We start from the raw sequence: 11843 nt of genomic DNA, 5'->3' as shown, positions 1-11843 counted from the left end.
GCACTATAAAAAGTTTCGAGTCGCACAATAGCGTACACTTGTACGCCGAACAAGTCCGATCAGCGATTTTCTGTGGAAATTTGCACCGACAGGCTCACATCGTTAAGATCGTGCCACTGCCTGTCGGACGAGTAACTTACGTGAAACAAAACGCCATACAACCTGCCAACCTCGAATTCAACGCTGAGGGTACACCTGTTTCCCGAGATTTTGATGACGTCTACTTTTCTAATGATAACGGACTGGAAGAGACGCGCTATGTTTTCCTCGACGGAAATCATCTCGGCACCCGCTTCCCTGAGCATCCGCGCAGTCTGTTCGTTGTGGCGGAGAGCGGTTTCGGAACCGGGCTGAATTTTCTGACTCTCTGGCAGGCATTCGATTGTTTTCGCGCTGCACACCCCGAGGCTACCCTACAAAGATTACATTTCATCAGTTTCGAAAAATTTCCGCTTACCGCGCACGATCTGCGGCTTGCCCATCAGCACTGGCCGGAACTTGCCCGCTGGGCGGAACAGCTTCAGGCACAGTGGCCGCCTCACATCGGTGGCTGTCATCGTCTGATTCTGGACGATGGGCGGGTCACGCTCGACCTGTGGCTGGGCGACATTAACGACCTGACCGATAAGCTCGACGACTCGATGAATCAGAAGGTTGACGCCTGGTTCCTGGACGGTTTTGCGCCCGCCAAAAACCCGGACATGTGGAGCCAGCATCTGTTCAATGCCATGGCGCGGCTGGCACGTCCCGGCGCGACGCTTGCCACCTTTACCTCGGCGGGCTTTGTTCGCCGTGGGTTGCAGGAGGCGGGGTTTACCATGCGGAAAACCAAAGGCTTTGGCCGTAAACGCGACATGCTGGTCGGGGTGATGGAGCAGGATCTGGCGATCCCGGCACAGGCCCCCTGGTTTGCTCGCCGCCCCAGTGCGTCGCGTGAGGTCGCCATTGTGGGCGGCGGTATTGCCAGCGCCCTGCTCTCGCTGGCGCTGCTGCACCGGGGCTGGCAGGTGACGCTCTATTGCGCTGACGAGGCGCCGGCGACGGGTGCTTCAGGCAACCGCCAGGGCGCACTTTATCCTTTGTTAAGTTCACACGATCCGGCGCTGTTCCAGTTCTTCCCGGCGGCGTTTACGTTTGCTCGTCGTCTCTACGATAGCCTGCCGGTTGCGTTTGACCACGACTGGTGCGGCGTGACGCAGCTCGGCTGGGACGAGAAGAGCCAGCAGAAAATTACACAAATGCTGTCGCTGGGTCTGCCGGAGGCCATCGCCTATGCCGTGACGGCGCAGCAGGTTTCTGAGACCGCGGGCGTCGACACCAGCTGCGGCGGGATTCAGTATCCACGTGGCGGCTGGCTGTGCCCGGCTGAACTGACTTCTGCGGCGATTGCTCTTGGGCAGTCGCGCGGCTTGACGGTACATTATGCCCACAGGGTTGAATCGCTTAGCCGCACAGCGCACTGGACGCTGCGTTTTGCTGACGGCAACGAGGCGAAGCATGCAAGCGTGGTGCTGGCCAACGGGCATAACATCAATCAGTTTACCCAGACCAAGACGCTGCCGGTTTATCCTGTCGGCGGCCAGGTGAGCCATATTCCTGCCGCGCCCGCGCTGAGCAAGCTGCGCCAGGTGCTGTGTTACGACGGCTACCTGACGCCGCAAAATCCGTCCAACGGCCATCACTGCATCGGCGCAAGCTACCATCGCGGTGAAACGAACATGCAGTACAGCGAAGCAGATCAGCAGCAAAACCGCCAGCGCCTGATCGACTGTTTCCTGGATGCGTCGTGGGCGAAAGAGGTTGACGTCAGCGAGGGCGAAGCGCGCTGCGGCGTACGCTGCGCGACCCGCGATCACCTGCCGATGGCGGGAAACGTGCCGGACTATGAAGCCACGCTTGAACTCTATCAGGATCTGGCAGACAACAAAGAAACGGCGGTGAGTGCGCCGGTTTATCCTGAACTGTTTATGCTGGGTGGTTTAGGCTCGCGGGGATTATGCTCCGCGCCGCTGCTGGCAGAGGTGCTGGCTGCGCAAATGAGCGATGAGCCGGTTCCGCTGGACAGGGTTACGCTCGCGGGGCTGAATCCGAACCGGTTGTGGGTAAGGAAACTGCTGAAGGGGAAAATGGTTAAGTAGGGTGCGGTCGAATCCCCTCACCCTGACCCTCTCCCCAAAGGGGAGAGGGAAGAGAAGGCGGCGGCTTAGCGTTTAGCCTGCTGGAATAAATTGTCCCACATGCCCAGCACTAAAGACTGGTCGCGCGGAGAGAGCTCCCCGGCCAGAATGGCTTTTTCCAGGCTGCGCGTGACTTCAGCGTGAACGGCGTCGGCAGAGTGATCGTCACCTGCTTCCAGCTCGGCTACCGCCAGCGTCAGGTGACCACGCAGATAACCGCTGGCGAACAGCTCATCATCACTGGCGTGTTCCACCATGTCATCAATTAACGCCAGAATGCGTGATTCAAATTCTGCGATCATCTTCTTTCCTCTGTTATAAATCTTCCGGCCACGGGAAGCATTCCGCCGTGATCTCCGGCGTGTGGTAATAATTCTGTAAGGCCTCGATCAGACGCGCCGGACGTTCCGGGATGCCCTTCTCAAGATACTCCATCACCTGCGCATGCACGCGGCGCTGGAAGACGATACGGTCTGGCTCGAAGTCGCCTTCAAGGTTGTCACAGCTCACGTTGAACGGGAAACCCGCCGCCACGCAGAACAGCCACTCCAGCGCCTGCGGTTTCACCTCCACATCTTCGAACCGCCCCTGGGTGGCGGCGTCGCGCCCGTCCGGGCAGTACCAGTAACCGAAGTCCACCAGCTCGCGACGCGCTTTCCCCGCGATGCACCAGTGCGAAATCTCGTGCAAACCGCTGGCGTAAAAGCCGTGGGCAAAGACGATGCGGTTATACGGAACCTCGTCATCAGCAGGAAGATAGATCGGTTCGTCGTCGCCTTTAATCAGACGGGTATTAAAATCATCAGCAAAACAGCTATCGAAGATCTCAATCAGCTGTTCGTATTTATGCGTACTGTTCATTAGTTCATCCCCAACCAGGTGAGGATCTCCTGTCCATGGCTGTCATAAAGAAGTTTGGCGCTCATCACCGCCGAGACGACAACAATCATCGGGCGGATTAGCTTTTGCCCTTTGCTTAATACCAGACGCGAGCCTGCGCGCGCGCCCAAAAACTGCCCTGCCATCATCACAAACCCGGTTGCCCAGATAACCTTGCCGCCAATGATAAACAGCAGCAGGCCGCCAACGTTGGAGGTCGCGTTGAGGACTTTGGCGTGGGCGGTGGATTTGGCGAGGTTAAAGCCGGCCAGCGTCACGAACGCCAGCGCGTAAAACGAGCCTGCCCCCGGGCCAAAGAAGCCGTCGTAAAAGCCGACGCAGCCACCGGCAATCAGCGCAAACGGCAGGCCGTGCAGCCGCCGCGCCCGGTCTTCCTCGCCGAGTTTAGGCATCAGCAGGAAATACAGGCCGATGCAGATAACCAGAATCGGCAGGATCTGGCGCAGAATGTCGGACTGCACGTGCTGTACCAGCAAGGCACCCGCCGTCGAGCCAATAAACGTCATCAGGATATTGAGCTTCTGATCGGCGAGATTCACCACCTTGCGGCGAACAAAATAGAGCGAAGAGGAAAGAGAGCCGCCGCACGCCTGGAGTTTGTTGGTGGCGAGCGCCTGGGCAGGACTCATGCCTGCCGCCAGCAGCGCCGGAACGGTGAGCAAGCCGCCACCGCCCGCAAGGGCATCGATAAATCCGGCTAACATCGCAACAAAAAAGAGCACCGCCAGCAGCAGCGGTGACACCATGAACAGATCGACGAAATTATCCATTAAAGTACATGCTCATCCAGTAGCGCCTGGCAGGAAGGCGGCAACGGAGGCGGTGTCTTCTTCTCAGGCTTAGAGGTTCCAGGCTTGGCCGGTTCAAACCAGCTTTGCAGTTCGTAACCGCAACCATCGCCAGGCGGCGGGAGCGGCTGATCTTCACATTCCAGGCTGTTCGCCGGGCAGCGCAGACGAACATGCATATGTGCCCGGTGCTGGAACCACGGGCGCACTTTGCGCAGCCAGTCGCGATCCGTTCCCGCATCCAGACAGAGCTGCTGCTTGATGGCCGGGTTAACAAAGATCCGCGTGACGTCATTATCTTCTGCCGCCAGCTTGATCATGCTGGAAATTTCCGGTGACCAGCGCGAAGCGACGACCCGTTTGCCATCGGCCGACACCAGATCCAGCGCCTGCGGCTTCAGCAGCTGCGCTGAACTCCAGCGCGTTTTCGGCAGTTGCAGGAAAATATCCACATCCAGTCCGGTCTGGTGGCTGGCGTGTCCGCCGTTAAAGCGGCCACCGGCAGGCATCCCCATATCGCCAATCAGCATCGTGCCCAGCCCCAGGTTATGTACCTGGTTGCCAAGACGCTGAATAAACAGCACCAGGTCAGGATGGCCGAAATAACGGCGCTGGTCGGTGCGCATCACCTGATAGGTATTCGATTGCAGCGGAAGTTCCTGCGCGCCGACGATACAGCCGTTGGAAAACGCGCCGATAGACTGCGCACTACCCGCCACCGGGTGGGTGATTTTCTGCCACGGCGTGGCGGCCAGACTGGCTCCACTGGCAAGCAGCGCCAGCAGAGCGATTGCGGTTTTTTTCATAGTTACCAGCGTGGAATGGTGGTCGACACATCAGCATTCTGCGCGCGCTGACGCAGGAAGTGATCCATCAGCACGATCGCCAGCATCGCTTCTGCGATCGGCACCGCGCGGATCCCCACGCACGGATCGTGTCGCCCTTTGGTGATCATCTCAACGTCTTCGCCAGCGCGGTTAATCGTGTGGCCCGGTACGGTAATACTGGACGTTGGCTTCAACGCGATATTGGCCGTAATCTGCTGACCGCTGCTGATACCGCCCAGAATGCCGCCCGCATGGTTGCTCTGGAAGCCGTCTTTCGTAATTTCATCACGGTTCTGGCTGCCGCGAAGCTGAACCACGTCAAAACCGTCGCCGATTTCGACGCCTTTCACCGCGTTAATGCTCATCAGCGCGTGGGCGATGTCGGCGTCGAGGCGGTCAAATACCGGCTCGCCCCAGCCAGCCGGCACGCCGTCGGCTACCACGGTGACTTTCGCGCCAATAGAGTCACCCTCTTTTTTCAGGCCGCGCATCAGTTCGTCCAGCGCGTCCAGCTTGTCGGCATCGGCGCAGAAGAACGGGTTAAGCTCGACCTGATCCCAGTCTTTGATTGCCAGCGGAATGTCGCCCATCTGGGTCAGACAGCCGCGGATAACGATGCCGAATTTCTGCTGGAGATATTTTTTGGCAATCGCCCCTGCCGCCACGCGCATCGCGGTTTCACGTGCGGAAGACCGGCCGCCGCCGCGATAGTCGCGGAAGCCATATTTTTGCTCATAGGTGTAATCGGCATGGCCAGGACGGAAAACGTCTTTGATTGCGCCGTAGTCCTGAGAGCGCTGATCGGTGTTTTCAATCAGCAGTCCGATGCTGGTGCCGGTGGTACGGCCCTCAAATACGCCGGAGAGAATTTTGACCTGGTCCGGCTCGCGACGCTGCGTGGTGTAGCGAGAGGTACCCGGACGACGACGATCGAGGTCATGCTGCAAATCGGCTTCGGTCAGTTCGATGCCTGGCGGGACGCCATCAACGATACAACCCAGTGCCAGACCGTGCGACTCGCCAAAGGTGGTCACACGGAATACCTGTCCAATACTGTTTCCTGCCATCACGGCTCCGATGTTGTTGTTTGTGTTTGAGCGTTGTGAAACGGGCCGAAGCCCGTTGGATTAATCTTTGTAAATGCTGAAGTATTCGCGCGCGTCAAGCAGCTGCGCTTTGGTCAGCATAAAGACGCCGTCACCACCGTTGTCGAACTCAAGCCAGGTGAACGGCACATCCGGGTACTGCTCTATCAGATGTACCATGCTGTTGCCCACTTCACAAATCAGAACGCCGTCGTCGGTCAGATAATCCGGCGCACACGCCAGGATGCGGCGGGTCAGCTTCAGGCCGTCAGAGCCTGACGCCAGGCCCAGCTCCGGCTCGTGACGGTACTCGTTCGGCAGATCGGACATGTCTTCTGCATCCACGTACGGCGGATTGGTAACGATCAGGTCGTATTGCAGCGTCGGCAGGTCGCGGAACAGGTCAGAGCGGATAGGCGTGACGTGATGGATCAGGCCGTGCTCTTCAATGTTGTGTTCGGTAACGGCCAGCGCGTCGGTGGAGATATCGACGGCGTCCACTTCCGCTTCAGGGAAAGCGTAGGCGCAGGCAATGGCGATGCAGCCGCTGCCGGTGCACATATCGAGAATGTGCTGCGGCTGGTGCGCGATCAGGCCGTCAAAGTGGTTATTGATCAGCTCACCAATCGGCGAGCGCGGCACCAGCACACGCTCGTCAACGTAGAACTCGTGGCCGCAGAACCAGGCTTTGTTGGTCAGGTAAGCCACCGGAATGCGCTCGTTCACGCGGCGGATCACGCGCTCAACGATGCGGTGTTTTTCGCTGGAGGTCAGGCGCGCGGTACGCATGTCTTCCGGAATATCCAGCGGCAGATAGAGTGACGGCAGCACCAGCTGGACGGCCTCATCCCACGGGTTATCGGTGCCGTGACCGTACCAGATATTGGCGGCGCTGAAGCGGCTAACCGACCAGCGCAACATGTCCTGTATGGTATGCAGCTCGTTTACTGCTTCATCGACAAAAATTTTATCCACTCTTTCCTCCAGGGCATGCTCGCATAATTTTCGGCGGCTAGTTTGCCATGAAGACGGGGATAAATCAGCAATGACGCGTACCGCTTGAGGTTAAAAAATGCGTTTAGTCGGGTACACTATCGGAAATACGAGATGAGAATGACGAATGAAAAAGAAAACACCGCTCAGCGAGGAGGATCAGGCTCTCTTCCGTCAGCTGATGACCGGGACGCGTAAAATCACGCAGGACACCATTGTCCATCGCCCGCAGCGTAAGAAAATCAGCGAGGTTCCGGTCAAACGTCTGCTCCAGGAGCAGGCCGATAACAGCCACTATTTTTCAGATGAATTCCAGCCGCTGCTCAATACGCAGGGGGCCGTGAAGTACGTGCGCGAGGACGTCAGCCATTTTGAGCTGAAGAAGCTGCGCCGGGGCGATTATTCGCCGGAGCTGTTTCTCGATCTGCACGGGCTGACGCAGATGCAGGCGAAGCAGGAGCTGGGGGCGTTGATCGCGGCGTGCCGACGCGAGCATGTTTTTTGCGCCTGCGTGATGCACGGTCACGGCAAACATATTCTCAAACAACAGACGCCGCTGTGGCTGGCTCAGCATCCACACGTGATGGCTTTTCATCAGGCACCAAAAGAGTACGGCGGAGATGCCGCATTGCTGGTGTTGATTGAAGTTGAGGAGTGGCAGCCGCCAGAGTTGCCCTGACAGGATGGCGGGAAGCGCTATGCCCCCGCCATATCGCACGTCACGTCAGATGGCTTTTGCCATCTTCAGGTTGCACGGACTCATTTGCCAGTTGAAGACCCCTTTGCCGGTTTCGTCGAGGGTGACGTTGGCAATGGCGGACGTTGTGAACATTGGTGGCGTTTCGCCCGGGCACAGCTCAGATACCAGATAGCCGACCAGCGGCAGGTGGGAAATGACCAGTGCGGAAGCAACACCTTCATTGCACAGCGCCTGAAGGTAAGCGCTGACAAGGCCAACATCGCCGCACGGCGTGAGTTCAGGAAGAACGTCCACGCTGGCCGGCAGGTTCATACACTCCCCTACCACATCCAGCGTCTGCTCTGCCCGCAGGAACGGACTCACCAGAACGCGTTCAATGTCCACTTTTTGACCTTTAAGCCATGTTGCCATCTGACGGGATTCGTCGCAGCCACAGACGGTTAAAGGACGTACTGAGTCACTGGCGGCATCAAGTGCCGCGTCGCCGTGACGCATGATAAAAACTTGCATATTGCACCGCTTTTGTTAACCAGAATCACCGGCGTTAACTACCCGCGATTAATGCTCTGAGGTAGAAAACCCGATGGCCGGGCATTGTGCCTGATCCATTCGGTGAATGAAACGCTGTTTTTTACCTCAATGGCGTAAGTATAGTCAATCTCTGTTTACAATTTCGCCAGAACAGGTTCCATTACCTCAGGATTTACCCTTCTTTGACTTCAGTTTACGCAATCAGTTTCCCTTGCGGGCCAGAATGTCTGGCCCCGTTCCGCCATCTGCAATAATTCGTCACAAGGTGTAAACCGTGGACCGTATTGCGAGGCCAGACGTTGCAGGATCGCAACCACTTCACCCGCCCCGAGGGTATCCATGTACCGGAACGGGCCGCCAAGGAATGGCGGGAAACCGATGCCAAACACGGCGCCGATGTCGCCGTCGCGCGCGCTTTTGATCACCTGCTCGCCAAAGCAACGCGCCGCTTCATTGAGCATCATCATTACGCAGCGCTCAGCGCACTGAACTGCCGACAGTTTTCCCTGACCCGTGACGGGAATAAGCGCATAAACCGAAGGGTCGACCTGTTTCTTGCTTTTACGCCCTTTCGCGGCGTAAAGATAGAAACCGCGTTCATTTTTTCTGCCTTTGCGATCGTCCTTCAAAATTGCAGAAACAAAGTTTGCAGGCGGCGCAAAACGATCGCCATAAGTTGCTTCCAGCACAGGGATAATTTTAGTCCCCGTATCAATCCCTACCTCATCCAAAAGCTGGATTGGGCCAACGGGGAAACCAAACTTCACCAGGGCATCATCGACGTGCTCAATTTTCTCCCCTTCCGTCAGCAGCCGCATTGCTTCGTTAATGTACGGCGCCAGAATACGGTTGACGTAGAAGCCCGCTTTGTCCGCGACCACAACGGGGGTTTTGCCCTGTTTTTTCGCCAGCTTCACCACGGTGGCAATAGTTTGCGGGCTGGTTGTGGCATGCGGGATCACCTCCACCAGCGGCATTTTTTCGACCGGGCTAAAAAAGTGCAGCCCTATCACCTGCTCCGGGCGCGCGGCTTTCGCCGCGATGTCGCCAATCGGCAAAGAGGAGGTGTTTGAAGCAAAAATGGTGTGCGGCGCGCAATGCTGCTCAACGTCCGCCACCATCTGTTGCTTAAGGGCCAGATCTTCGAACACGGCTTCAATCACCAGATCGCGGTGTGCGAACCCGCTGTAGTCGGTGGTGCCCGTGATCGTCGCGAGGGTTTTATCGCGCTCGCTGGCCTTAATATGGCGGCGTTTCACTTTGCGATCGAGATTCTGCCAGCTGTACTGCAACGCGTGGTTGATGCCCTTAGGGTTGATATCTTTAATACGTACGGGCAATTTGCCTTTGCTGGCGGTGACAAACGCGATGCCGCCACCCATCAGCCCGCCGCCCAGAACGCCAATGGCGCGCAACGGAGCCGGTTCAGCTTCGCTGCCCGGATCTTTTTTGACCTCCGTGCTGGCAAAGAAAATGCTGCGCAGCGCCTGCGATTGCGGCGTCATCGCCAGTTCGCCAAACGCCTTCGCTTCTGCGGCATAGCCGCTGCTGCTGCCCTGCGATAAACCGGTTTCAATCACCTCCAGAATGCGCTTCGTTGCCGGATAGTTTCCTCTGGTTTTTTGCTCGGTTTTTTTATCCACCATCCTGAACAGCAGCGCGCGTCCCAGCGGCCCGGCAAGGATGCGCTCGCGCACCGGCAGAGGGCGTTTCGCCTGACGCCCCTTCAGCGCCCGTTCAACGGCAGCGTCAAGCAGGATAGCGTGCGGAACGACCTCATCAACCAGACCCGCCTTCAGGGCCTGACGGGCGCGCAGCTGTTTACCGGTTAAGATCATCTCCAGCGCCGTGCTGACGCCCACCAGACGCGGCAGGCGCTGCGTTCCACCTGAGCCGGGCAGCAACCCAAGCTGTACCTCCGGCAGGCCGAGTACGGTTTTTGCATCGTCGGTACAAATGCGGCTGTGGCAGGCCAGCGTCAGCTCAAGCCCGCCGCCCAGGCAGGCCCCATGAATCGCGGCGACAACGGGTATCGACAGCGCATGGATCTCCGCCATCACCTGCTGACCCTGACGCGCCAGATCTTCTGCCTCCTGAGCGCTTGCAGCGCGGGCAATCATATTGATATCGGCCCCGGCGATGAAGTTATCCGGCTTTGCCGAGATAAATACCAGTCCACGTATCGCTTTGTTTTCGCGGATCTGTCTGAGCATTGCGCGCACCTGAACGCCAAACTCGGCCTTCAGGGTATTCATCTTTTCGTCGGGCACATCAATGGTAATAACGGCCACGTTATCGAGGCGAACGGCCAGGTTAAATGCAGATGTCGTTTCCATTATTCAGCCTCCAGAACCATTGCTGCACCCAGGCCGCCCGCCGCACAGGCGGTGACGAGACCAAAACCGCCGCCACGTCGACGCAGCTCGTGCAACGTCTGGGTTATCATTCGCGCCCCTGTCGCCGCAAACGGATGACCGTAGGCGATGGAGCCACCCAGCACGTTGAATTTACTCTGATCGACTTCGCCTGTGGCATGCGCGCGGCCCAGCACGTCGCGGGCAAAGCGCTCGCTCGCCATAAGCTGCACGTTTGCCAGCGTTTGGGCGGCAAAGGCTTCGTGCATATCAATCAGCGTGAGATCGGAGAGCGTCAGCCCTGCGCGATCCAGCGCCAGCGGCGTGGACCAGGCCGGTCCGAGCAGCATGTCCTGCCAGACATCGATGGCGGTAAAGGCGTAGCTGCGCAAATAGCCCAGCGGCGTAATGCCCAGCTCTTTCGCCCGGGATTCCGTCATCAGGATCACGGCGGCGGCACCGTCCGTCAGAGGCGTACTGTTAGCCGCGGTGACCGTACCGTGCTTACGGTCAAACGCCGGGCGCAGTTTGGCGTAATCCGCCAGCGTGGAGGTGCCGCGGATGTTGTTATCTTCTGAAAGCGGTTCGCGGTAAGGCGGCACGTAGGCGGTCATTACTTCGTCGGCCAGTTTGCCCTCCGACCAGGCTTTCGCTGCCAGCTGATGCGAGCGATGCGCCAGCGCGTCCTGCTGCTCACGGGTAATACCGTAGGTTTTTGCCATCTGCTCGGCAGTGTCGCCCATTCGCAGGCCGGTGGAGTATTCCGCAACTGCAGGGGGCACGGGCATGAGGTCGCGCAGGCGTAAACGCGAGAAGAGTTTGAGCTTCGCGCCGGTGGTCCGGGCTTTATTGGCATCCACCAGGATGCGGGCCAGCCGTTTGCTGACGCCGATGGGCAGCACGGAGGAGGAATCCGCGCCTCCGGCGATCCCCGCGCGAATGGTTCCCGCCATCAGGCTTTCAGCCACGTTCGCCACCGCCTGAAAACTGGTGGCGCAGGCGCGGCTGACGCTGTAGGCGTCGGTGTGAACGTTCATGCCGGTGCCCAGGACGATTTCACGCGCGATATTGGGCGCTTCCGGCATTTGCACGACCTGGCCGAAAACCAGCTGCTCAATAACCTCTGGCGGGATCTCGCTGCGAGCCAGCATCTCCCCCACGACCATTTTTCCCAGATCGACAGCCGGTATACCGTGAAACGCGGTTGCCTGACGCGCAAACGGCGTACGTAACCCGCTGACAATGGCAATGCGGTCACCGTGTCGGGTGATAAGCGGTAATGCCTGACTCATAACACTCCCCTGTAAAAAAATTTTGCGCGCACATTAAGTGGTCTGACCTGATAATAGTGTTAACTATTTTTTTACATTGAGCCAATCGGGGAAGCGAAAAATTGCGAGCTAAGGCACAGAGAAGAAAAAGAAAATGCCCAGGGTAAAAGCAAAACGGTAACCCGTGGGTTACCGTTTTTAGAGTTTGCGCCCTCTC

The 11843-nt window shown here is 58.1% G+C and carries 11 protein-coding genes; 2 read left to right on the top strand and 9 right to left on the bottom strand.

Translation table 11 applies throughout. The features are described 5' to 3' along the window. The first annotated feature begins 140 nt into the window (after positions 1 to 140). Entirely contained in the window at positions 141 to 2138 is a 1998-nt protein-coding gene (gene mnmC / locus INF58_RS10480) for a bifunctional tRNA (5-methylaminomethyl-2-thiouridine)(34)-methyltransferase MnmD/FAD-dependent 5-carboxymethylaminomethyl-2-thiouridine(34) oxidoreductase MnmC (protein WP_193527646.1), read from the top strand. 65 nt (positions 2139 to 2203) lie between these two features. Here the strand turns inward: mnmC and INF58_RS10475 are convergent, their stop codons facing one another. From INF58_RS10475 to prmB, 6 genes are read right to left on the bottom strand one after another with little or no spacing between them, the layout of a single operon-like run. Then, a complete protein-coding gene (locus INF58_RS10475; RefSeq protein ID WP_028013966.1) occupies positions 2204 to 2479 on the bottom strand; it encodes a YfcL family protein in 276 nt (91 codons plus the stop codon). A gap of 13 nt (positions 2480 to 2492) precedes the next feature. Then, positions 2493 to 3038, bottom strand: coding sequence for an elongation factor P hydroxylase (locus INF58_RS10470; RefSeq protein WP_063868156.1), 546 nt, complete (start codon positions 3036 to 3038; stop codon positions 2493 to 2495). After that, positions 3038 to 3847, bottom strand: coding sequence for a sulfite exporter TauE/SafE family protein (locus tag INF58_RS10465; RefSeq protein WP_022648863.1), 810 nt, complete (start codon positions 3845 to 3847; stop codon positions 3038 to 3040). The genes INF58_RS10470 and INF58_RS10465 overlap by 1 nt, the downstream gene beginning before the upstream one ends. Next, the gene (gene mepA, locus INF58_RS10460) at positions 3847 to 4671 is read right to left on the bottom strand and encodes a penicillin-insensitive murein endopeptidase (RefSeq protein WP_193033403.1); all 825 of its coding nucleotides are present in this window, start codon (positions 4669 to 4671) and stop codon (positions 3847 to 3849) included. Before mepA ends, INF58_RS10465 begins: the two co-directional genes overlap by 1 nt. A gap of 2 nt (positions 4672 to 4673) precedes the next feature. Next, positions 4674 to 5759 (bottom strand): chorismate synthase, encoded by a 1086-nt coding sequence (gene aroC / locus INF58_RS10455; protein ID WP_063450425.1) that lies wholly within the window; start codon positions 5757 to 5759, stop codon positions 4674 to 4676. Positions 5760 to 5819: 60 nt separating this feature from the next. Then, positions 5820 to 6752, bottom strand: a complete 933-nt coding sequence (gene prmB / locus INF58_RS10450; RefSeq protein WP_063450426.1) for a 50S ribosomal protein L3 N(5)-glutamine methyltransferase — start codon at positions 6750 to 6752, stop codon at positions 5820 to 5822. Between the two features lie 145 nt (positions 6753 to 6897). Between prmB and smrB the strand changes: the two genes are divergently transcribed. After that, a complete protein-coding gene (gene smrB / locus INF58_RS10445) occupies positions 6898 to 7449 on the top strand; it encodes an endonuclease SmrB (protein WP_063450427.1) in 552 nt (183 codons plus the stop codon). Positions 7450 to 7494: 45 nt separating this feature from the next. Here smrB and sixA read toward each other — a convergent pair whose 3' ends face one another. The 3 genes from sixA to fadI all read right to left on the bottom strand — a co-directional run bounded on the left by sixA (position 7495) and on the right by fadI (position 11647). Continuing rightward, a complete protein-coding gene (gene sixA / locus INF58_RS10440) occupies positions 7495 to 7980 on the bottom strand; it encodes a phosphohistidine phosphatase SixA (RefSeq protein ID WP_063868153.1) in 486 nt (161 codons plus the stop codon). Positions 7981 to 8189: 209 nt separating this feature from the next. Then, on the bottom strand, positions 8190 to 10337 hold the full coding sequence (fadJ, locus tag INF58_RS10435) for a fatty acid oxidation complex subunit alpha FadJ (RefSeq protein WP_193527645.1): 2148 nt from the start codon (positions 10335 to 10337) through the stop codon (positions 8190 to 8192). After that, entirely contained in the window at positions 10337 to 11647 is a 1311-nt protein-coding gene (gene fadI, locus INF58_RS10430; RefSeq protein ID WP_107533441.1) for an acetyl-CoA C-acyltransferase FadI, read from the bottom strand. Before fadI ends, fadJ begins: the two co-directional genes overlap by 1 nt. Positions 11648 to 11843 lie beyond the last annotated feature (196 nt).

The organism is Enterobacter cloacae complex sp. P24RS (assembly GCF_014982165.1).
GTDB classification, from domain to species: domain Bacteria; phylum Pseudomonadota; class Gammaproteobacteria; order Enterobacterales; family Enterobacteriaceae; genus Enterobacter; species Enterobacter quasihormaechei.
Note: the sequence above shows the minus strand (reverse complement) of the source record. Positions and strands in the feature narration are given on the sequence as shown.